18 protein-coding genes, 1 tRNA gene and 1 pseudogene are annotated in these 21,024 nt (G+C 62.9%); 7 read left to right on the plus strand and 13 right to left on the minus strand.

Features of this window, described 5'->3' with window-relative positions; genetic code table 11:
- Positions 1-20: 20 nt before the first annotated feature.
- The 3 genes from ABEA12_RS12155 to ABEA12_RS12165 form a co-directional block, all read right to left on the minus strand.
- Positions 21-2,009 (minus strand): DEAD/DEAH box helicase, encoded by a 1,989-nt coding sequence (locus ABEA12_RS12155; protein WP_210102475.1) that lies wholly within the window; start codon positions 2,007-2,009, stop codon positions 21-23.
- A 325-nt stretch (positions 2,010-2,334) separates the two neighbouring features.
- Entirely contained in the window at positions 2,335-3,030 is a 696-nt protein-coding gene (locus tag ABEA12_RS12160; protein WP_210100067.1) for an MOSC domain-containing protein, read from the minus strand.
- A 10-nt stretch (positions 3,031-3,040) separates the two neighbouring features.
- Complete coding sequence (locus ABEA12_RS12165) at positions 3,041-3,313, minus strand: metal-sensitive transcriptional regulator (RefSeq protein WP_210100066.1); 273 nt, start codon at positions 3,311-3,313, stop codon at positions 3,041-3,043.
- Positions 3,314-3,453: 140 nt separating this feature from the next.
- Here ABEA12_RS12165 and ABEA12_RS12170 point away from each other — a divergent pair, with 140 nt between their 5' ends.
- A complete protein-coding gene (locus ABEA12_RS12170; protein ID WP_210100065.1) occupies positions 3,454-3,891 on the plus strand; it encodes a hypothetical protein in 438 nt (145 codons plus the stop codon).
- A gap of 59 nt (positions 3,892-3,950) precedes the next feature.
- The gene (locus ABEA12_RS12175; RefSeq protein ID WP_210100064.1) at positions 3,951-5,138 is read left to right on the plus strand and encodes an amidohydrolase; all 1,188 of its coding nucleotides are present in this window, start codon (positions 3,951-3,953) and stop codon (positions 5,136-5,138) included.
- Positions 5,139-5,224: 86 nt separating this feature from the next.
- On the opposite strand, the pseudogene ABEA12_RS12180 reads toward ABEA12_RS12175, so the two are convergent.
- Both ABEA12_RS12180 and ABEA12_RS12185 read right to left on the minus strand, forming a co-directional pair.
- A pseudogene (locus tag ABEA12_RS12180) lies at positions 5,225-6,310 on the minus strand (cystathionine gamma-synthase); the annotation flags it as partial.
- A gap of 14 nt (positions 6,311-6,324) precedes the next feature.
- Entirely contained in the window at positions 6,325-7,701 is a 1,377-nt protein-coding gene (locus tag ABEA12_RS12185; RefSeq protein ID WP_210100062.1) for a cystathionine beta-synthase, read from the minus strand.
- 94 nt (positions 7,702-7,795) lie between these two features.
- Here ABEA12_RS12185 and ABEA12_RS12190 point away from each other — a divergent pair, with 94 nt between their 5' ends.
- The gene (locus ABEA12_RS12190) at positions 7,796-8,788 is read left to right on the plus strand and encodes a DNA-3-methyladenine glycosylase family protein (protein WP_210100061.1); all 993 of its coding nucleotides are present in this window, start codon (positions 7,796-7,798) and stop codon (positions 8,786-8,788) included.
- Between the two features lie 13 nt (positions 8,789-8,801).
- Here the strand turns inward: ABEA12_RS12190 and trxA are convergent, their stop codons facing one another.
- Positions 8,802-9,173: a thioredoxin gene (gene trxA, locus ABEA12_RS12195; RefSeq protein WP_210100060.1), complete on the minus strand. Its 372-nt coding sequence runs from the start codon at positions 9,171-9,173 to the stop codon at positions 8,802-8,804.
- Here trxA and ABEA12_RS12200 point away from each other — a divergent pair.
- Positions 9,172-9,936, plus strand: a complete 765-nt coding sequence (locus ABEA12_RS12200; protein WP_210100059.1) for a hypothetical protein — start codon at positions 9,172-9,174, stop codon at positions 9,934-9,936. The genes trxA and ABEA12_RS12200 overlap by 2 nt on opposite strands.
- A 155-nt stretch (positions 9,937-10,091) precedes the next feature.
- Here ABEA12_RS12200 and ABEA12_RS12205 read toward each other — a convergent pair.
- Positions 10,092-10,173 (minus strand) — tRNA-Tyr (locus ABEA12_RS12205).
- Positions 10,174-10,330: 157 nt separating this feature from the next.
- Here ABEA12_RS12205 and ABEA12_RS12210 point away from each other — a divergent pair.
- Positions 10,331-10,819, plus strand: a complete 489-nt coding sequence (locus tag ABEA12_RS12210; protein WP_210100058.1) for a YajQ family cyclic di-GMP-binding protein — start codon at positions 10,331-10,333, stop codon at positions 10,817-10,819.
- A 112-nt stretch (positions 10,820-10,931) separates the two neighbouring features.
- Here ABEA12_RS12210 and efeB read toward each other — a convergent pair whose 3' ends face one another.
- From efeB to ABEA12_RS12235, 5 genes are all read right to left on the minus strand, one after another.
- Positions 10,932-12,251: an iron uptake transporter deferrochelatase/peroxidase subunit gene (efeB, locus tag ABEA12_RS12215; RefSeq protein WP_210100057.1), complete on the minus strand. Its 1,320-nt coding sequence runs from the start codon at positions 12,249-12,251 to the stop codon at positions 10,932-10,934.
- A 5-nt stretch (positions 12,252-12,256) separates the two neighbouring features.
- Positions 12,257-13,417, minus strand: coding sequence for an iron uptake system protein EfeO (efeO, locus tag ABEA12_RS12220; RefSeq protein ID WP_210100056.1), 1,161 nt, complete (start codon positions 13,415-13,417; stop codon positions 12,257-12,259).
- Between the two features lie 46 nt (positions 13,418-13,463).
- On the minus strand, positions 13,464-14,312 hold the full coding sequence (gene efeU / locus ABEA12_RS12225; RefSeq protein WP_210100055.1) for an iron uptake transporter permease EfeU: 849 nt from the start codon (positions 14,310-14,312) through the stop codon (positions 13,464-13,466).
- A gap of 382 nt (positions 14,313-14,694) precedes the next feature.
- Positions 14,695-15,564 carry a zinc metalloprotease HtpX gene (gene htpX / locus ABEA12_RS12230; protein WP_210100054.1) on the minus strand — a complete coding sequence of 290 codons (870 nt, stop codon included), beginning with the start codon at positions 15,562-15,564 and terminating at the stop codon, positions 14,695-14,697.
- Between the two features lie 105 nt (positions 15,565-15,669).
- Positions 15,670-16,950: an MFS transporter gene (locus tag ABEA12_RS12235; RefSeq protein WP_210100053.1), complete on the minus strand. Its 1,281-nt coding sequence runs from the start codon at positions 16,948-16,950 to the stop codon at positions 15,670-15,672.
- A 71-nt stretch (positions 16,951-17,021) separates the two neighbouring features.
- Here ABEA12_RS12235 and ABEA12_RS12240 point away from each other — a divergent pair, with 71 nt between their 5' ends.
- The gene (locus tag ABEA12_RS12240; protein ID WP_210100052.1) at positions 17,022-17,450 is read left to right on the plus strand and encodes a Fur family transcriptional regulator; all 429 of its coding nucleotides are present in this window, start codon (positions 17,022-17,024) and stop codon (positions 17,448-17,450) included.
- A gap of 57 nt (positions 17,451-17,507) precedes the next feature.
- On the plus strand, positions 17,508-19,007 hold the full coding sequence (locus ABEA12_RS12245; RefSeq protein WP_210100051.1) for a catalase: 1,500 nt from the start codon (positions 17,508-17,510) through the stop codon (positions 19,005-19,007).
- A 308-nt stretch (positions 19,008-19,315) separates the two neighbouring features.
- On the opposite strand, the gene ABEA12_RS12250 is transcribed toward ABEA12_RS12245, so the two are convergent.
- Positions 19,316-20,713, minus strand: a complete 1,398-nt coding sequence (locus tag ABEA12_RS12250) for an FAD-dependent oxidoreductase (protein ID WP_210100050.1) — start codon at positions 20,711-20,713, stop codon at positions 19,316-19,318.
- Positions 20,714-21,024 lie beyond the last annotated feature (311 nt).

Raw genomic sequence — 21,024 nt, forward strand, 5'->3', positions numbered from 1 at the left:
GTACTTGGTAGAGCTAGTGCTTAGTAATCGCGACGGCGCGGGCCGCCGGTGGTGCGTGGCTTGCGTGAGGAGCCGCCGAAGCCACGCTCCGACGAGCCCTGGCCGCCACGGTATCCACCGCGGTCGCCGCCGGAGTCGCCACGGCCGCCTTCGGAGGAACCCTCACGACGGTCGTTGCCGCCGCGGTATCCGCCGCCGCCACCCTGGCCGCCGCGGTATCCGCCGCCACCGCCCTGGCCGCCACGGTATCCGCCGCCGCCCTGTCCGCCGCGGCCGGCTTCGCGGTCATCGTTGCGTTCGCTGCGCGGGCTGCGTCCGTTGTCCAGCTCGAGGTGGATCAGTTCGCCACCGATGCGGGTGCGTGAAAGCGAGTTCTTCTGGTCCGAGGAAAGATCCGCTGGAAGCTCCACCAAGGTGTGGTCGGCACGGATGTCGATGCCACCGATCTGTGCGGAGGTCAGGCCACCCTCGTTGGCCAGTGCGCCAACGATGGAACCGGGCATGACGCGCTGGCGACGCCCCACCGCGATGCGGTAGGTGGCGTTGCCCTCGGTCAGTGAACGTGTCGGGCCACGGGAGCCGAAGCCGTCACGGCCGCCCTTGGCCATGCGTGCCTGCTTGGCCGGCGGGGTCGGCATTTCCTGCATGAGCAGCGAGCGGCCTCCCTGTGCCATGTGGGCCAGGGCTGCTGCGATCTCGACCTCGTCGATTTCTTCGTTCTCGGCGGAGAACTTCTGCACCAGGTTGCGGAAGACCGTCAGGTCCTGCGAGGAGATGGTCTCACCGATCTTATCGGCGAACTTGGCCAGGCGCTTGTCGTTGACTGCATCGACGCTGGGCAGGTGCATGAGTTCCACGGTCTGGCGGGTGGCCTTCTCGATGGCACGGAGCAGGTACTTCTCACGCGGGGTCATGAACAGGATCGCGTCGCCCTTGCGCCCTGCACGGCCGGTGCGCCCGATGCGGTGCACGTAGGACTCGGTGTCGTGCGGGATGTCGTAGTTGATCACGTGGGACACGCGCTCAACGTCGAGGCCACGGGCTGCAACGTCGGTGGCGACGAGGATGTCGATCTTGCCGTCGCGCAGGTTCTCGATGGTGCGCTCGCGCTGCTGCTGCGGGATGTCGCCGTTGATGGCGGCGGCGGTGAAGCCACGGGCCTTGAGCTTGTCGGCGAGGTCCTCGGTGGCCATCTTGGTGCGCACGAACGCGATGACCCCTTCGAAGGGCTCGGACTCCAGGATGCGGGTCACGGCGTCGAGCTTGTGGGCTCCCATGACCTGGACGTAGCGCTGGCGGATGTTCGGTTCGGTCGTGGTGTTTGACTTGACCGAGATTTCCTGTGGGTCGCGCAGGTACCGCTTGGAGATGCGGCGGATCGAGGAAGGCATGGTGGCCGAGAAGAGCACAACCTGCTTTTCCGCCGGGGTGGCTTCAAGGATCTTGTCGACCTCTTCGGCGAAGCCCATGCGCAACATTTCATCGGCCTCGTCCAGGACCACGTACTGCAGGTCCGAGAGGTCCAAGGAGCCCTTGTTGATGTGGTCGATGACGCGGCCCGGGGTGCCGACGACAACCTGGGCGCCGCGGCGAAGGCCTGCAAGCTGCGGGCCGTAGGGGGATCCGCCGTACACGGGAAGGACGGTGAAGTCTCCCATGTGCTTGGCGTAGGAGGTGAAGGCCTCGGCTACCTGGAGCGCAAGCTCACGGGTCGGGGCAAGGACCAGGACCTGGGTCTTGCGGGCGGTGCCGTTCAGATCGGCCAGTTCGGCCATCTTGGACAGGGCGGGAAGGGCAAACGCTGCGGTCTTGCCGGTGCCGGTCTGTGCGACGCCGACGACGTCGCGTCCTTCGAGCAGCAGCGGGATGGTTGCCGCCTGGATCGGGGAGGGCTTTTCGTAGCCCAGGTCGGAGACGGCGGCCAGGACGCGGCCGTCGAGGCCCAGGTCGGTGAAGAGGATCGAGTCGTCTTCGGTCTTGGTTTCGGCGGTGGGCTGGTTTTCGGGCATGTCGGAAGACAAGGAGAATTACCTCATTCATAGGGGCGGAATAGACCCCGTATCAACGAGGTTCCGCAGCACAATCGGACGCAATCACTTTGGTCCGGCGACTCCCCTATGAAAGGAACAACCCGCATCGTTGGCGGGCTCACACACGACGAGCTTCTGCCTCAAAAATTGGGCAGAATGCGAGGGAAGCCGGAAACAGTGAACACTTTATCTTATCGTCTCGTGCACAACTTGGGTTACTTAATCCCGGTGAGCTTGCGCACAGATGCGTCGCTACACACTATGATGTGCCGTCAGGACGCACGTTGGCTAGCGCCGTTGCGGTTCAGTGCCTGGTTTCGGCGGCGGATTCGGGCAACGTGCGCAGGACCTTGTCCGGTATGCCCTGGCCGCTGCGTTCGCGATGCTCCAGCAGCAATTGCGCCTGCTCGTAGGTGGGGCCGCGGAAGACATCGCGGATCCGCACCCCGTGCCCTGGCCGCGAGAGCACCGCGAGCTCATCGCCCGCATGGATTTTTCCCGGACGGATGACCTTCAAGAAGCAGCCGATGTCCGCCCTTTCGGTGAAACGGGCGACCAGGTCCGCCTCTTCCAGGTGCCTGGCGAAGGTTGAACATGGGATCCTGGGGCAAGTGACCTCAACGATGACGCGGGAGCCAAGTTGCCAGCGCTCCCCCACCACCGCATCGGAGGTCTCGACGCCGGAGACCCGAAGGTTTTCCCCGAACAGCCCGGCAGGGATCTCCCGGCCCAGCTCCTTGCCCCAGCGTTCGGCCTCCGCACTGCAATAGGCGTAGAGCGCCTGGTCGTAGCCGCCGTGGTGCTCGCGGTCCACCTGCACATCGGCATACAGGCCGATCTTGCGCACCTTGACCGGTCCTTCCAGCGGACGCTTGTCGATCGCCGTGATTCCCACGGCGCCGGCATCCGGCTTCAGCGCGTGCACGACACACACCGCTTCCAGCCTGCCAATAGCGACGGGGGTGCTCTGGTCTTGGTCGATGTCAGCGGAAAGGCCCATGGGCTCGATCCTAGGCCAGGGACAGGAAAAGTTTTTCCAGCTTGTCCCGGTCAAGCTGCGCGGAACCCGGTTCCTTGGCCTCGGCGAGCATGCAGGATTCCAGGCCGCTGGCAATGATGCTGAATCCCGCACGGTCCATGGCTTTGGACGCCGCCGAAAGCTGGGTGATCACATCGGAGCATTCGCGGCCTTCCTCGATCATGCGGATCACTGCGGCCAGTTGGCCTTGGGCACGCTTAAGCCTGTTGAGTACCGGCTTCAATTCGATCGGGTCAAGTTCCATACCCACCAGAATATACCCCGTAGGGTACTTTTGCCGCCCTGCCGGCAACCGCCGCGGCCGTGGGATGAATCCCCCGTGGCTCATTCATCGGGTAATCTGCGGTGCATGGAGCAGCTTCAAAGCACACCGGTGCGAACCACGTGAAAACACCCAGGGCCATCCTGCCGGCATCGTTGCGCACCGCCCGGTGGTGGTGGGTCGCGACCGCCGCCTCGGCATTGGCGTTCGCCGGCGGCTTCTTCCTCAACGCCATCTCCCGGCCCGCCAACGAGGCGCCCGGGTTCTGGGGCGCCGGCATCGCGCTTCTCGGGCTGGGCCTGGTCATCGGGTACTTCACCTTCCAGCTGTGGCGTTCAATGCTTGCCGGCCGCATCTCGCTGACTTGGTGCGGAATCATCGTGGGGATCCCGTTGATGACCCGCGGGGTGCGCGTGGGCATCTTCGGTGCGCTGTTGCTCATCGGCGTTGCACTGCTCTGGAGCCCGGGAACCATCAAGTACTTTGCCCCGCAGGCCAAGGAGGCACGGGCGAAGCGTCGTACACAGCGACAACTCGAAAAGAACCGCAACGCCGGCTGAGCCGAAGTGCTGCCCGCGAACCCGTGGGCAGGGGCGATGAATCGTGAAAGAGTGCATCAATGAGTACTTTTGCCATTACCAATGCACATGTCGTCCCGATCATCGGGGAGCGATTCACCGGCACCGTCCTTGTCAAGGACGGTTCCATCGCCGCTTTGGGTGCCGGGACCGAGCTGCCTAAAGGCACCAAAACCATCGATGCCGGTGGCCAGTGGCTGCTGCCGGGTTTCATCGACGCACACGTCCACCTGGGCATGCATCCCGAGGGCGAGTCATCCTCAAGCACCGACGTGAACGAGATGACCGACCCCAACATGGCCGCGGTGCGCGCCATCGATGCCATCGACCCCTTCGATCCAGGGTTCGACGATGCGCTGGCCGGCGGGGTGACCACCGTGAACGTGAACCCCGGATCCGGGAACCCGATCGGCGGGCAGGCCGCGGCGATACACACCCATGGGCGCTACATCGACGAGATGGTGCTGCGCGCCCCCAGCGGCATCAAGTCCGCGCTCGGGGAGAACCCCAAGCGCATCTACGGCGCCAAGGACAAGACGCCCTCCACCCGGCTGGGAACCGCGATGGTGATCCGTCAGGCGTTCATCGAGGCGCAGAACTACATGGCCGCCAACGACCCGAACAAGCGCGATGCGAAGCTCGAGGCCCTGGCCATGGTGCTACGCCGCGAGATCCCGTGGCGCCAGCACGCCCACCGCACCGACGACGTGGCGACCGCGCTGCGCCTGGCGCAGGAATTCGGCTACGACCTGGTTCTTGACCACGGCACCGAAGCCCACGTGATCGCCGACGTGGTTGCCAAGCGCAACATCCCGGTGCTGATCGGCCCGTTGTTCACCACCAAGTCCAAGGTGGAGCTGCGTGGACGATCGCTGGCCAACCCGCGCCGGCTGGCAGAGGCCGGGGTCGAGATCTCGATCATCACCGACCACCCGGTGATCCCCATCAACTTCCTCATCCTCCAATGCACCCTGGCGGTGAAGGAAGGCCTTGACCCTCTCACGGCGCTGGAATCGATCACGATCAACCCCGCACGGGTGCTTGGCCTTGCCGATCGCATGGGCTCCCTTGAGGTCGGCAAGGACGCGGACATGGTGCTCTGGAGCGGGGATCCGCTGGATGCGATGTCCCGGGCCATGCGCGTCTGGATCTCCGGGACCCAGGTCATGGAATACGACGCGTCAACCCGCACCCCGGTGGTTATCTCCCGCAAGGTCGTCCCGGAATAGGCGAAGCGAACACCTGGTACAGGGCGGCGCCCGGGGGGTTTCTACCCCCGGGCGCCGCTCTGTCCGTTTCACGAGGTTGCCGTNCGCAGCAGGTTCACCGGGACCGCCAGCTCGGTGCCCTTCACCGAGGCGTGGGTCATCTCCGAGGGGTAGTTCATCAGCGATTCGATGGCGCCCAGGGATTCGGCAAGGGTGAAGACCCTGGTCGACTCGGCAACGGTGCGAGCCGCATCCTCCCCGCCGCTGAACTGCACCGAGACCATGCCCCCGAAGTCACTCATCTGGGACTTGGCCAGCTCGTGCTGGGGGTGGGATTCCAGCCCGGGGTAGTGCACGGCCTCGACCTCGGGGCGTCCTTGGAGCCAGCGGGCCACGGCCATCGCGTTTTCCGAATGGGTGCGCATCCGCACGCCCAGGGTCTTGAGCCCGCGTGTTGTCAAAAACGCGTCCATGGGCCCGGAAACCGCTCCCACGGCGAACTGGATGAAGCCGATGGCCTCGGCAAGCACCGGGTCATTGAGGACGACCGCTCCGCCAACCACGTCCGAGTGCCCGCCGATGTACTTGGTGGTGGAGTGGATCACCACGTCCGCGCCGAGGTCCAGTGGTTGCTGCAGCGCCGGGGAGGCGAAGGTGTTGTCCACCACCAGCAGTGCACCGGCTTCGTGGGTGATCTTGGCGATCGCCCTGATATCGGAAATGCGCATCATCGGGTTCGAGGGGCTCTCCACCCACACCAGCTTGGTCTGGTTGGCTTCGACCGCATCCTTCAGCGCCGCATGGTCGCCCATGTCCACGGGGGTGTTGCCAATGCCCCAACCACCGAGCACGCGGGAGATCAGCCGGTAGGTCCCTCCGTAGGCATCGTTGCCCAGCACGATGTGGTCCCCGGGTTCGGCCAGGGCCCGGATTACCGAGTCCTCGGCGGCAAGGCCCGAGGAAAACGAGTAGGCGTGGGTGCCGTTCTCGACGGCGGCCAGCTGTTCCTGCAACGCATCACGCGTGGGGTTTCCGCCGCGGCCGTATTCATAGCCGGCGCGCAGGTTGCCGATGCCGTCCTGGGCATAGGTGGAGGAGAAATGCAGCGGTGGGACCACGGCGCCGGTGCGCGGTTCGAATCCCTGTCCGGCATGGACGGCTCGGGTGTTGAAACCTTGGGTGTTCTCGGTCATGGGTGGCACCTTTCTTAGGTGGTGAGGTAGGTCAGCAGGTCTTGGCGCGTGATCACACCGACAGCGGCCCCGTCGTCGGTGACCAGCAAGGCATCGTGGTCACAGAGCTGTTCGTTGGCACGGTCAATGGACTCGTGGATCCCGATCAGCGGCAGCGGTGCGGTGCCCAGCGGTCCGACGGGGTCCGTGAGGGAGATTTCATTGCGGAACAGCTTCCCGGTCAAGGTGCGCTCGTCGATGTAGCCGCACACCTCGCCCAGCCGCACCGGAGGCTCGGCGGAAAGGACCGGCAGTGCCGAAACGTCGTATTGGCCCATGATGCCAATCGCATCCCGGACCGATTCGTTGGGGTGGGTGTGGATGAGCTCCGGAAGCTCGGCGGGCTTGGTGGCCAGCAATTGCCCAACGGTTGCCGCTGCATCATCACGCATGAAGCCATAGGAACGCATCCACTTGTCATTGAAGATCTTGCCCAGGTAGCCGCGCCCTCCATCGGGGGCGATTACCACCACCAGCGCGTCGGCGGGCAGGTCGCGGGCGAGCCGCAGCGCCGCGGCAACAGCCATGCCCGAGGAGCCCCCCAGGAGCAGGCCTTCCTCCTGGGCCAGGCGCCTGGTCATTTCGAATGCTTCGGCGTCGTCAACGGCCATGACCTCGTCGGGGACACCGGGGTCGTAGTTCCCGGGCCACATGTCCTCTCCGACTCCCTCAACAAAGTAGGGGCGGCCTGTACCCCCGGAATACACCGAGCCGTCGGGGTCCACCGCGATGACCTTGACCGGTCCGCCGGCGCGGTCCGCCGAAACCGTCTTCAGGTAGCGTCCGGTGCCGGTGATCGTGCCCCCGGTTCCGGCACCGATGACCACATGGCTCAGCGTGCCGTCGGTGTCCTCCCAGATCTCCGGGCCCGTTGACTCGTAGTGGCTCTCGGGTGCGGCGGAGTTGGAGAACTGGTCGGGTTTGTAAGCCCCCGGGATCTCGCGCACCAGCCTGTCCGAAACGCCGTAGTAGGACTCGGGCGAATCGGGGGCCACGGCAGTGGGTGTCACCACGACCTGGGCACCGTAGGCCCGCAGCACATCGCGTTTTTCCTCCCCGACCTTGTCTGGGGTCACAAAGATCGTCTTGTAGCCCTTGAGCTGGCCGACCATGGCGAGCCCGACCCCGGTGTTGCCGCTGGTTGGTTCCACGATGGTGCCCCCTGGTTGCAGCTGACCACTGGCTTCGGCGTTCTCCACCATCTTCAGGGCAATGCGGTCCTTGATGGAACCACCTGGATTCAAGTATTCAAGCTTCACCAGCACCGTGGCCTTGATGCCGGCGGTGACCGAGTTGAGCTTGACCAACGGGGTGTTCCCGATCAGGTCCATCACTGTGTGCGCATACTTCATGGCGCCACTCTACCGGCGGGCATCGACATTGCTGTGGCGGTTCGTCGTGAATCGTCATGCGCGGAAAAAAGAGCTCCGGTGAGAGTATGGAGCCATGGCCTATTCCACAGCAAACGCACTGCCGAAAAGCGATGCGCAAGCCTCTTGGACGCCGCACGGGCCGTATTCGTTGCGCCAGTCGCTGGGCATCTTGCAACGCGGTGCCGGGGATCCCACGGCACGCATCAAGGATTCCAATGCCTGGCTGTGTTTCAACACCCCATCGGGGGCGGTCACGCTGCTGGTTACATGCTCGGGTGCCCATCAGCCCGAGGTCCGCCTCAACGCGTGGGGCCCTGGCGCCGACCACGCTGTGGAGCGGGGATTGCATCTGGTGGGAGCCTACGACGATTGGGGCACCTTCGACGCCCCGGAGACTTCGGTGCTGCTGCATCCCACGGTGTCCAGGAGCCGGAAGTTCAACAGGGGCTTGCGGCTGCCATCCACCGGCCGTGTTTTTGATGCACTGTTGCCGGCGATCCTGGAGCAAAAGGTCACCATCATCGAGGCGAATTTTGCATGGCGCTACCTATGCAAGGCAGCGGGAGGCCTTGCGCCCGGGCCCGCGCCGGAAGGCATGTATCTGCCGCCGTCACCGGTTGCTGTGCGTACCCTGCAGCCGTGGCAGTGGCATCAGGCCCGTGTGGATGCCAGCCGTTCGTCGACCGCACTGCGGGCCGCCGCGGCCGCTCCCGCACTTGAGCGCTGGGCATTGCTGGAGCTGGGGGCCACGCGGGAGAACGTCAGGGGGGTCGGGACATTGGCCGCGGCACTCGAATCGATTCCCGGAATCGGACCCTGGACAGTTGCCGAGGTGCTCCAGCGCACCCATGGGGCAGCCGACCACGTATCGGTCGGCGACTACCACCTTGCGGCCTTTGTCGGTCAGGTACTCACCGGCGCGAGGGTCGATGACTCCGGAATGCTCGAGCTATTGGCCCCGTTCAGCGGAAACCGCCAACGCGTTGTGCGCCTCATCAGCCTCTCCGGGCACCGCAAGCAGGCCTTTGGCCCACGGGTTGCACCCATGGACCACCGCCGCCGTTAAGCGAGGGAGGAACCTACTTCGCCTGGGATTCCTGCTCAGCGATTTGTGCGTGGACCTGCTCCATGTCGATTCCCTTGACGGCCACCACGAGGTCATCAAGTTGCGAGGCGTTCATCGCCCCGGGCTGTGAGAACACCAGCACCTGGTCGCGGAATGCCATCAAGGTCGGGATCGAGGTGATGTTTGCCGCCCGCGCCAGACCCTGCTCGGCTTCGGTATCGACCTTCGCGAATTTAACCTCCGGGTATTTCTCGGAGGTATCGTCGTAGATCGGGGCAAACTGGCGGCAAGGTCCGCACCATGCAGCCCAGAAATCTACGAAGACAATGCTATTTTCTTCCAACGTCGTCGTGAACTCAGACTCGGTGATATTGATAGTAGCCATGCACCAACGGTACCGCGTGATTGCTGGCTCACCGCAGTCGGCGTCTTTTGTGCTCCTGCTCACTTACACCGACCAGCCGATATCCGGGTACTTATCCACAGGTTGGGCAGCACCGGCCAACGATGGCGGACACGGTCGTAAGCTCAAGGCAAACCTCGTTCACGTCCAGACCGCACGGGAGGCAGCCTTCGCCACAACCACCAGTGCGAACCCGCGAATCGTTGCCCACCGGGTTCCTCCAGCCAGCCCCGCTCCCCTGCGTGGGAGCACCGGTTTCATGGATATCAGGAAGGACGCATCGGGACCAGGTCCGTCAGGACCGGCAAATAGGGCCGATGCCACCACGGACATGACACGTTGTACATTGCTGCTGATCACCTCCGGAGAATCCGGGCGCAAGGCCTTGTCTGAGGGAATGCTGTTGGCGGAGAGCTACGTCGAAGCACTTCCCTTGGACTTGACCATTGTTGAATCCACTCCGTTCGCTCTCGCTCCCGCAAAGCGGATCCAGGAACGGGTGTCTTTCCCGGTAGCACTGGAGGATACTACGGCTGCTGCCACGGCCGTTGGCCAGTTGCAGGCGATTTGGAACGGCAGGCGGTGGCTCACTCCGGGCTCATGTCCTGCGAAGCCGCCAGAGGACAACGGTGCCACCGAATGGCAGTGGGCCCACTATCACGCGGTGTTGGAAGCCCCGGATGATTCGATCATGTTGCTTTGGGACATTTACGTGGTGCCGGTGATTGAGCACATGGCCGCGTGAAGTTCCGCTGATTGAGTAGCCCTGCCCCTGTCCGTATCCGCGGTCCGGGGATCGGGGACCGGGGGGCGTTCTTCCCCTGGATCCCCAGACACCGTTAGACACGAAAAAGCCCGTGTCCAAATCCTTGGATTTGGACACGGGCTTCGTTCATTCGGTGGCAGATACTGGATTCGAACCAGTGAAGGCGTTGCCAGCTGATTTACAGTCAGCCCCCTTTGGCCACTCGGGTAATCTGCCGAATGTTCTCTTCGGAACGAGTAGAAACTCTACCTGAATTATTCCCAAGAATAAAATCGGGGTATCGCCACCGGAAAAAACCCCCGATTTTCGGGCACTTGCTGCACCCCGGTACTCTTGAAGACAAAGCCCAAATTCCCTATCCAAGGAGGCTCACATGGCGAGCGATTCAACGTTCGATGTTGTCAGCAAGGTCGACAGCCAAGAAGTATCCAACGCATTGAACCAGGCGCAGAAGGAAATTGCCCAGCGCTACGATTTCAAGGGCATTGGCGCTGAAGTCGACTTCAGCGGCGAGAAGATCCTGATGAAGGCGAACTCCGAGGAGCGAGTCAAGGCCGTTCTGGATGTCTTGCAGGCCAAACTGGTCCGCCGAAACATCTCCCTGAAGTCCTTGGACGCAGGGGAGCCATTTGCCTCGGGCAAGGAATACCGGATCGAGGCATCGATCGTCGAAGGCATCGCGCAGGATGTTGCCAAGAAGATCAACAAGTTGATTCGTGACGAAGCCCCCAAGGGCGTGAAGTCCACGATCCAGGGCGACGAGCTACGCGTCTCCTCGAAGTCCCGCGACGACCTGCAGGACACCATGGGCCTGCTGCGCACCTTCGAGGATGCAGACCTGCAGTTTGTGAACTTCCGCTAAGCGATTCTCGTTTCAGGAGCTGCACGACCAAAGCAGGAGGGGATGCCAAGACCGATTCAGGCCTTGGCATCCCCTCCTGCTTCATGCCATCTACGTGGCGTGTCGCCGGGGCTCAGGCGAACAGGGATTCGCCCAGGTATCCGCCCTGGCTGATTCCTGGCGGGACGGCAAACAGCCCGGATCCCGTGTGCTTGAGATACTCCTGCAGCGCATCATTCTTGGCCATGTTGTTCTGCATCGGCACGAAGTGCGTGCGGGGATCCACAACGAAGGCGATGAAGAACAATCCCGCATCCAAGCGGCCCAGGCCATCGGAGCCGTCGGTGTAGTTGAAGCCACGGCGCAGCATCTGGACCCCGTTGTTGGCTGAGGGGTGGGCCAGTGCCACGTGCGAGTCAACCGGCATGACAGGTCCGCCCCGGCCTGGCATGGCAAAGTCAGGCTCGGAGAATTCCTCGCCGCCGGACAAAGGTGCGCCCTCGCGTTTGGTGCGGCCGATGATGTTCTCCTGGTCGCTCAGGGGTGAGCGGTCCCAGGTTTCCATGTGCATGCGTATACGGCGAGCCACCAGGTAGCTGCCGCCATTCATCCAGGACTGCTCACCCGTGGCTTCTCTGACCCATACATGTTCGTCCAGGCCCTTTTGTTCCTCGGCCTTCAGGTTTGAGGTCCCGTCCTTGAAGCCGAAGAGGTTTCTGGGTGTCATTTGGCTGGTGGACGTCGAGGAGGTCCGGCCAAAGCCGATTTGCGACCACCGCACCCGGGCCTTGCCGAAGGCGATGCGAATCAGGTTTCGCACCGCATGGACGGCGACCTGCGGATCATCCGCGCAGGCCTGGATCACGATATCCCCACCGCTGCGGGATTCCTCCAACGCATCCCCGGGAAAATGCGGCAAATCGGCCAAGGCGTCGGGGATCTTGCCGTCGAGCCCGAATCGCGGCCCGTCCGCATTTTCAAAGAGGCTTCGGCCGAAGCCAATGGTGACACTGAGGTGGCTGGCAGAGAGCCCAATCGCTTCCCCGGTGTCCTCCGGAGGGGCATCATAGTGCCCGCCGGTCGCCCCGAACTCGCCCACGTCTTCTCCGCGCATCAGTTGTTCAATCGCTGCCGTCCAGTCCTTGAGCAGGGAGATGAGTTCCTCCCGGCTGTCGACGGTGACGTCGAAGGCGGCGATGTGCATGCGGTCCTGCATGGGTGTGGCAATTCCTGCCTGGTGTTCCCCGTAAAACGCCACGACATCGCTGCTCGGCGCTTCCTGGGCCTGCGCCGCGAACGCCCCATGCCCCAAGGCTCCAGCGGCAATCCCAAGCCCACCGGCCCCGGCGGCAACCAGCAGCGTACGGCGGCTGGGCACGGCAGCGGAGCCCCCGTCCGACGCCTTGGGATTCCCCGGCGCTTTTGCTTTGCTTGCTTTTCGGTTGCCAAACATGTTTCCTACTTCACTACGGCGGCGGTCAGCTTGGACAGCGGTTCTGCGAGCGCGTCAACAGCAGTGCTCAGTTCCTGCACCTGGGCTTCGTCCAGTTCGTCATAAAACACGAAACCGTCACCCTTCTTGTGCTGGTCCAGCAACTTTTGCAGCGAATCAAAGTTTTTCTGCAACGTGGCGTCCAGTTCCTGGTCCGAATCGGCCAACAACGGCTTGAGGTCTTCATAGGCAATGCGGGCACCGTCAACGTTGGCCTGGAAATCCCAAAGGTCGGTGTGCGACCAGATCTCTTCTTCTCCGGTGACCTTGCCAGTGGCGACCTCGTCAAGGAGTTCCTTGGCCCCGTTGGCGAGCTGGTCCGGGGTAAAGGTCATATCCCGGGTGCGTGAATACAGTTCGTCGGTATCCGATACCATCTGTGTCACCAAGGCTGCCCGCGCATCCTTGCTCATGGCCTTGTATCCGTTGGCCGGTGGCCACAGTTCCTTTTCGGCACGGTGCCAGCCCGTCCAGTCCTGCCCTTTTTCCAAGTCCGCTTCGCGCGCATCAAGGATGGGGTCCAGATCGCCGAAGGACTCGGCGATGGGTTCGATGCGTTCCCAGTGCATACGCACGCTTGGATACAGTTCCTGGGCCTTCGCCGTGTCGCCGGCGGCGAACGCGTCAGCGAAGTCCTTGGTCCCGGTCACCAGCTGTTCGGTCTGGTCCTTGACGTAAGCCGCGTAGAGCGTGGTTGCCGTCTCCTGCTTTTCTGAACGGTCGGCGCCGACGCTTTGGCCGGCCGGTGCTGCGCCCAGTGCGAGGTCTGCGCGGATGCCGTCCCCCACCATTCCGGGTTTGCAGGCCGTGATGTAGTCACCCTCGGGTGCCATCACCACCAAGTCGCGGCTTAGCCCCGGACCGATGTTCTCCACCTCGCCAATGATCCGCAGGCCGTCTTGGGCCAGCAGGTAGAACTCGGTGACTTGGCTGCCTTCATTCTTGACCGTGAACTTCACTGTCCCGCCTGGCGCCGAGGTGCTTGAGAGCTTGCAGGCATCTGCAGTACTGGTGACCTGGATGGCACCGTCCCCTTGGGCTTGCGGGGTGTTGGTGGTGCAACCGGTAAGTCCCATGGCTGCCACGGAGAGTGCAGCTGTGGCGTAAAGGGGGCTGGCAAGTTTCATGAAGGTCCTTATACGTGAACTTGAGGGAGACGACGGAAAATTAGGTTCAGGTGGAAACAGGTTCGGCAGCCACGGGCACCGATTTGGCAATCCGGAGCGCCTGGACGCGGAGGAAGTAGATGGTGCCCACCGAGGCTACGTAGAGGGTCCAGGTGATGGCCTCGAGCCAAGTGGTGGCCGGCGAGAAATTGAAGACGCCCTTGAGCAGGGTGCCGATGATGCTTCCGGGGGCAATGATGTGCGATACATCGAATGCCAGGTTGTGAAGGCCAGGCAGGATCCCGGCTTCCTGTAGATCATGGATCCCGTAGGCAAGGACCCCGCCGGCGACTACGATCAGCGCGGCACCGGTCCAGGTGAAGAACTTGGAGAGGTTGATCCGCAACACCCCGCGGTGCAGCAATGCACCGAGCGCTACGGCGACCAGGATCCCCAATGTTGCACCAAGCAACGGCTCCCAGGTTTCCCCGGTGGCTCGTGTGGCTGCCCAAAGGAACAACGCTGTTTCCAGGCCTTCGCGGCCCACGGCCAAGGCAGCGACAAGCACCAGGGCCCATCCCGAGCCTTCCGCCGCTTGATCGACCTTGCCGCGGAGATCACTGGCGAGGGTCTTGGAGGCGCTGGCCATCCAGAACACCATCCAGGTAACGAATCCGACGGCGATGATCGACAGTCCCCCGCCAATTGCTTCCTGGGCTTCGAAGGTCAGTCCGCGTGGTCCGAAGGTCAGCAGTGCACCGAAGCCCAGCGACACGGCGACGGCCAACCCGACACCGGCGAATATTCTCGGCAGCAACCAGGCGCGTCCGCTTTTGCGGACATAGGCCAGCAGCAAGACAACGACGAGTACTGCTTCGAGGCCTTCGCGAAGGCCGATCAGGAAGTTACCGGTCATATCAGGGGACTGCCTCCGTGGTTCAGTGCCAGCCGGCGAGATGCCTGCGGGACAGGGCCATCAGGGTTAGGCGTGACTGCGACGAATAGGCCACAGACCTATCACCTAATGAGATTACTACCGACTTAGCTGGTGCCGCAAACCGAAATCGGTGCCCTTTCCGGACCGGCCTCTCCGCCATGACCCCCAGGAACGACACAAATATACGCTCACTAGGCGCTATGGAACACGAAGCCAATTCGTCATTGGTTCCTTTTCCAGGAGTCGATCCAGCATGCGGACTGTGTGTCGTGCGGCTCCAGGTCATGGCCGGATACGGCAAACGGCCCCGAACCGTTTGTCCGGGGCCGTGCTTATGGTGCTTGCGGGTCGCTGCAGAGGGTTAGTGCCCCAGGGATTGTCCGGCCATCTTCTCCAGCCGGGCTACCCTGTCATCCATCGGAGGGTGGGTGGAAAAGAGCTTTTTTGCTCCACCGGCGAACGGGTTGGCGATCATCAGGTGTGAGGTATTCACCAGGCTCTGGTCGTCGTTGGAAAGCGGTGCACGTTGCACCCCGTTTTCGAGCTTGCGCAGGGCCGAAGCCAGCGCCAGCGGATCGCTGGTCAGCTTTGCCCCATCCTCGTCCGCGTCGTATTCACGCGTGCGGCTGATGGCCATCTGGATGACGGTTGATGCCAGCGGTGCAAGCAGCGCCATGGCGATCATCGCCAGGGGATTGGCATTGCGCCGGCCCCCGCCGAAGAAGAGCATGAATTGTGCCACGGAGGTGATGACACCGGCCACGGCCGCTGCCACCGAGGAGGTCAGGATGTCGCGGTTGTAGACGTGCATGAGCTCGTGCCCGAGAACCCCACGCAACTCGCGCTCGTTCAGCAGCTGAAGAATGCCCTCGGTGCAGCACACCGCGGCGTTCTTCGGGTTGCGGCCCGTGGCAAACGCGTTGGGGGCCGACGTGGGCGAGACGTAGAGTCGCGGCATCGGCTCTTGGGCGGTAATCGAGAGTTCACTCACGATCCGGTACATGGCAGGCTGCTCGGCCTCGGTGACCGGGTAGGCCTTCATCGAACGGATCGCCAGCTTGTCACTGTTCCAGTAACCGTAGGCAGTAGTGCCCAAACCGATAAGCGCAAAGATCCAAATGAAGCTGCTGCTCCCGGTTCCCGAAGCCAACAATGCGCCAAGGCCCAACAGCAGTGCGAACAGTCCACCGAGCAATCCCGCCGTCTTCAGTCCGTTGTTGTGATTGTGCACTGCAGTTCTCTCCTCGATATCCGCTCCGGGTCTTCCGGGGCCATTATGCCCTCATTCTACGTAAACCGGCTGTGTGTTGACTTTGTTCCGGCTGGATCCCGACTCTCAGGAAACCGGGTGCCTGGAGTCGTAGCGCAAGAAGCCAGGCTCCCAGCGCATGAGTGCCGCTGCGACCAGGATGCACGCGATTCCGCCGGCCAGCAGCGTCCATCCCTCGCCGAGACCCGCGGCCACGGTGCCCGATAGCATTTCCCCAAGTCTTGGCCCACCGGCGACCACCACGATGAAGACGCCCTGCAGCCGTCCGCGGAGGTGGTCCGGTGTGGCCGTTTGCAGGATCGTGGTGCGGAAGACCGAGGAAATGGCATCCGCGACACCTGCAAGGGCCATGCAACCGGCCGCGGGCCAGATCCATGCGCCCGCCGAACCGTCGGCCGGGGCCGGAGCCCGGGATGCGAGGATCACGACCACCCCGAAGAGTCCGATGCTCGCTCCCCACACGCTGACGCAAGCAAAGACCGCGACGCCCTGGCGGTGGATGCGTCCCACGGGACCGGAGAAGGTTCCTGCCAGAAAGGCCCCCATCGCTGTTGCCGCCAGCAGCAGACCCATGGTCAGCTCTCCCCCGCCGATCAGCACCGCTCCGATGGCAGGCAACAGTGCCCGCGGCGCCGCTAGGACCATGGCCGCCATGTCGATCAGGAAAGTCATGCGGACGTTGGGCTGGGTTGCCAGGAACCGGAAACCTTCGATGACCGACTTCAGCCCCGCCTTTGCGGGGGTTCCCTCGGGCGGCAGCGGCGGGAGCTTGTAGACGGACCAGACTGCGGCGCCGTAGGTGAGTACGTCCAGGGAGTAGGTCCAGCCGAACCCGATCTGTGCGACGAGCAGTCCACCGAGCAGCGGACCGACCATTTGGGCAATACCGAAGGTGACCATGTTCAACGAATTGGCGGCCGGCAAAAGCTTCAGGCCCACGATCGCCGGAATGATGGCGCCGCGGGTGGGCTGGTTGATCCCGCCTGCTGCGGAGTGCAGGGCCACCAGCCCGTAGAGCAGCCAGACGTTGTCCACCCCCAGCCAGGCCTGGGCCGCGATGGCCGCGGTTGCCGCCCACAGCAGTACTGCGGAGCCGAGCGCAACCTTGCGGCGGTCGTGCGCATCGGCGATGGACCCGCCATAAAGACCGGTCAGCACCAGCGGGACAAGCGCAAACGCACCGAGCAGACCAACATGGAGGCTGGAACCGGTCAGTGCATAGACCTCGAGGCTGACGGCAACCAAGGTGAATTGCCCACCCACGGCGGAGAGGGCATTGCCGATCCACAGCCGCTTGAATGCGGGGCTTTCGCGTATGGGTGTCAGGTCAGCAAGGAGTCGGGGCACCCACCGAGTTTAGCCAGTGGAGGCACACCAAGGCATTCCTTATCTTGACATATTCAAAATAAGGGGGTGGAATGGGTCACATGGATTATTCGGCACAGATGCGAGATCTCGGCTTGCGGGTTACCCGCGGCCGCCTTGCCGTGCTTGATGTCCTTGATGCGAACCCGCATTCCTCGGCAGAGAGAGTCATCGAGCACGTTCATCGTGCATTGCCCGATGTTTCCATCCAGTCCGTGTACAACGTGCTCAATGATCTGACCGATCAGGGAATGCTGCGCCGTTTTACCCCTCCGCATTCCGCGGCTCTCTATGAGACCCGCGTCAATGACAACCACCATCACGCCATATGCACCGGCTGTGGCCGGATCGAAGACGTCGAATGCGCGGTGGGCCATGCCCCCTGCCTGACACCGTCGGAGAACCATGGCATGGAAATCCAGATTGCTGACGTCCTATACCAGGGCGTCTGTGAAGGCTGCAGGAAATCCGGTGCCGCCTAGGCGGCACCGTTGATCCGGCAGTTGAGTTACCAACCCCACATTATGAAGGAGAGTCTCTTGAGCGAGAACTTCACCACCACCCAGAGCGGTGCTCCCGTTGCCAGCGATGCCCATTCGCTGACCGTCGGCGCCGACGGCGTCACAGCACTCCACGACCGCTACCTCGTTGAGAAGCTTGCCTCGTTCAACCGCGAGCGCGTCCCGGAGCGCAACCCGCACGCCAAGGGCGGCGGAGCCTTCGGTGAGCTGGTCATCACCGAAGATGTTTCGAAGTACACCTGTGCAGCGGTCTTCCAGCCGGGCGCCAAGTCCGAGACGCTGGCACGCTTCTCCTCCGTTGCCGGCGAGCAGGGGTCCCCCGACACCTGGCGCGACGTGCGTGGCTTCGCACTTCGCTTCTACTCCACCGAGGGCAACTACGACATCGTGGGCAACAACACCCCGGTGTTCTTCATCCGCGACGGTCTCAAGTTCCCGGACTTCATCCACTCGCAGAAGCGCATGGGCGCCTCCGGGCTGCGCAACGCAGACATGCAGTGGGACTTCTGGACGCACTCCCCCGAGTCCGCCCACCAAGTCACCTACCTCATGGGCGACCGCGGCCTGCCGACCACGTGGCGTGAAATGAACGGCTACGGTTCGCACACCTACCAGTGGATCAATGCCGAAGGCGAGCGCTTCTGGGTGCAGTACCACTTCATGTCCCGCCAAGGCGTGAAGAACATGAGCAACGAGGAAGCCGAAAAGCTTGCCGGCTCGGACGCTGACCACTACCGTCGCGACCTGTTCGAGAACATCGAAGAGGGCAACTTCCCGACCTGGGACGTCAAAGTCCAGATCATGCCCTACGAAGAGGGCAAGACCTACCGCTTCAACCCGTTCGACATCACCAAGACCTGGTCGCACAAGGATTACCCGTTGATCCCGGTTGGCCACTTCACGCTGAACCGCAACCCGCAGAACTTCTTCGCCGAGATCGAGCAGGCTGCCTTCTCCCCGTCGAACATGGTTCCGGGCACCGACATCAGCCCCGACAAGATGCTGATGGCCCGCGTGTTCTCCTACCCGGATGCCCAGCGCAACCGCATCGGCACCAACTACAACCAGCTGCCGGTCAACCAGCCGCACGCAGCCACGGTGAAGACCTACATGCACGAAGGTGCCATGCAGTACCACTTCAACGATGCTGAAGCACGCGTTTACACCCCGAACTCCTTCGGTGGCCCGGCTGCAGCGCCGGAACGCGCAGTTGAAGGTGGCTGGGAGTCCGACGGCGAGCTGGTTCGCTCAGCAGCGACCCTGCGCTCCGAGGACGACGACTTCGGTCAGCCAGGTACCCTGTACCGCGAGGTCTACAGCGCAGAGTCCAAGGCGCGCTTCCACGCAACCCTTCTGGGCCAGTGCCAGGGCATCAGCATCGAGTCCATCCGTGAAGGTTTCTTCCAGTACTGGAGTAACGTCGATGCAAACCTCGGCCAGCTGCTGCGCGACAACTACGCAGCCAGCGTTGCAGGCGCCACCGACGGTGGACTCGAAAATGCAAGCAGCCTCGTCTAACCAACCGCTGAACCACTGAACCACCGGTTCTGACAAAAGTCCGGCCGGGCTCCCCTTTGCGGGAAGCCCGGCCGGACTTTTTGTTGATCGCCCGTGGTTGCCCTCGGGCCAGTATCCCGCCGCCAAGTAACGCATCAACATCGAACATGCACGCCCCGCGGCACGATCCGTGTTTGAGATGACGGGACCTGCTTCAGGCCAACGGGCCAGAGCCCCCAACCGAGTCGGTGAAGCATCGGAAAAGGCAAAAACAAGGGCCCGGGTCTTCCGCTGCTTCGCAAAAAAATCGGACCCTTGCGGCTGCTGATTTAGCCTCGGGAAATCCGGACCATTTCCTCGCGCTCAACGACCTTCACCCGGGGACGGTCCACCGGGCCCTTTGAGGTCTGCGTCGGGGTGTTCGTGGCTCCAAGGGAGATCTCATGCTCATCGAGCTTCTTCCAGCCGTCCCAGGTTGTGTACTCGACTCCCCTGGATTCCAGCAATTCGATGATCGCGTCCTCGCTGGGGTGCAGGGCCACGGGCAGCGACAGCCGGTCCTCGAGAAGGTTTCCGATCGTTTCCAGGGCATCTCCCTTGGTATGGCCGATCAGGCCTACCGGACCGCGCTTGATCCAGCCGGTGGTGTAGAGACCAGGGACGTGGGTGCCTTCGGCGTCGAGCACCCGGCCACCCTCGTTGGGAATGATCCCGCGCTTTGCATCAAATTCAAGCTCGGCCAGCTCTGAGCCAAGGTAGCCGACAGCCCGGTACACGGCCTGGACCGGGTAGTCAACGAACTCCCCGGTCCCCCGTGCGCCGCCGTTGCCGTCAAGCTCCTGGCGTTCGAATTTGATCCCAACGACCTTGCCGTCTTCGCCGATCACCTCGACGGGGTTATGCAGGAAGTGCAGGTGCAGGCGCCGCGAGGCGCCGGTGTCCTGCTCCTCGACGATCCAGTTGGTCAGCGTGTTGACCATGGTCTTGACTTGGTTGTTGGACTTGATCAATTCATCCGAGGCCTCGTCGAATTCGAAATCCTCGGGGTAGAGAACAATGTCAACGTCACGGCTGTGGCTCAGTTCGCGAAGCTCAAGCGGCGTGAACTTCACCTGCGCCGGTCCGCGACGGCCGAAGATATGGACGTCGGTGACGGGGGAATCCTTCAGGCCCTCAAACACGTTGTCCGGGATCTCGGTGATGAGCATGTCCTCGGCGTGCTTGGAAAGCACCCGTGCCACGTCCAGGGCGACGTTCCCGTTGCCCAGCACAGCGACTTCCTTAGCCTCAAGCGGCCAGGTCCGGGGCACATCGGGCTGGCCGTCGTACCAGGACACGAAATCGGCGGCACCAAAAGAGCCCTCAAGTTCGATGCCCGGAAGCTCGATGTTGGCGTCCTTGACCGCTCCGGTGGCAAAGATGACGGCGTCGTACATGTCGCGGATATCGGTGAGCGTCAGGTCGCGGCCGTAGGTCACGTTTCCCAGGAAGCGAATGTCCCCGCGATCCAGGACCTTGTGCAGGGCCTTGACGATTCCCTTGATCCGCGGATGATCCGGCGCCACACCGTATCGAATCAGACCGTAGGGAGCGGGGTAGGAATCCAGCAGGTCGATGCTGACCTCGAACTCCCGCTCAGCCTTAGTGAGGATGTCGGCAGCATAGACGCCAGCTGGACCCGCCCCGATAATCGCGACTCGGAGCGGACGTACTGCTGAATCGGACACGAGATGGTTCCTTCCGGAGGATGATCACTGGACCGCGCAAATAGCGCACACCAAGCTAGTCTAATTGGCGTCGGCCGGCAAACGTGAACGAGTGTGGCCATGCTCACGTTCCTGGCGCTCCGGTCCGCGAACCGACAGGAGAAAAACGCGATCCACCGATCTTGCCAGTCAACGACAAAATCGGACCCGGGATATGCTCACACCATGGGGCGGAAAACGTCCACGGCACAACACCAAAAACCAATGGTACCCGCGAGCAGCCCGAACCAACGCTTGACCCGACCCCTTCGGGCCCGAGTGCCTGGCGAACA

Origin of the sequence: Paeniglutamicibacter antarcticus (genome assembly GCF_039544305.1) — a bacterium.
Classification (GTDB): domain Bacteria; phylum Actinomycetota; class Actinomycetes; order Actinomycetales; family Micrococcaceae; genus Paeniglutamicibacter; species Paeniglutamicibacter antarcticus_C.

Bases quoted from the DNA above. Each gene is read 5' to 3' on its own strand.
- ABEA12_RS12155 (WP_210102475.1), bottom strand. From the start codon at position 2,009: ATGCCCGAAAACCAGCCCACCGCCGAAACCAAGACCGAAGACGACTCG.
- ABEA12_RS12160 (WP_210100067.1), bottom strand. From the start codon at position 3,030: ATGGGCCTTTCCGCTGACATCGACCAAGACCAGAGCACCCCCGTCGCT.
- ABEA12_RS12165 (WP_210100066.1), bottom strand. From the start codon at position 3,313: ATGGAACTTGACCCGATCGAATTGAAGCCGGTACTCAACAGGCTTAAG.
- ABEA12_RS12175 (WP_210100064.1), top strand. From the start codon at position 3,951: ATGAGTACTTTTGCCATTACCAATGCACATGTCGTCCCGATCATCGGG.
- ABEA12_RS12185 (WP_210100062.1), bottom strand. From the start codon at position 7,701: ATGAAGTATGCGCACACAGTGATGGACCTGATCGGGAACACCCCGTTG.
- ABEA12_RS12190 (WP_210100061.1), top strand. From the start codon at position 7,796: ATGGCCTATTCCACAGCAAACGCACTGCCGAAAAGCGATGCGCAAGCC.
- ABEA12_RS12200 (WP_210100059.1), top strand. From the start codon at position 9,172: ATGCACCAACGGTACCGCGTGATTGCTGGCTCACCGCAGTCGGCGTCT.
- trxA (WP_210100060.1), bottom strand. From the start codon at position 9,173: ATGGCTACTATCAATATCACCGAGTCTGAGTTCACGACGACGTTGGAA.
- ABEA12_RS12210 (WP_210100058.1), top strand. From the start codon at position 10,331: ATGGCGAGCGATTCAACGTTCGATGTTGTCAGCAAGGTCGACAGCCAA.
- efeB (WP_210100057.1), bottom strand. From the start codon at position 12,251: ATGTTTGGCAACCGAAAAGCAAGCAAAGCAAAAGCGCCGGGGAATCCC.
- efeO (WP_210100056.1), bottom strand. From the start codon at position 13,417: ATGAAACTTGCCAGCCCCCTTTACGCCACAGCTGCACTCTCCGTGGCA.
- efeU (WP_210100055.1), bottom strand. From the start codon at position 14,312: ATGACCGGTAACTTCCTGATCGGCCTTCGCGAAGGCCTCGAAGCAGTA.
- ABEA12_RS12240 (WP_210100052.1), top strand. From the start codon at position 17,022: ATGGGTCACATGGATTATTCGGCACAGATGCGAGATCTCGGCTTGCGG.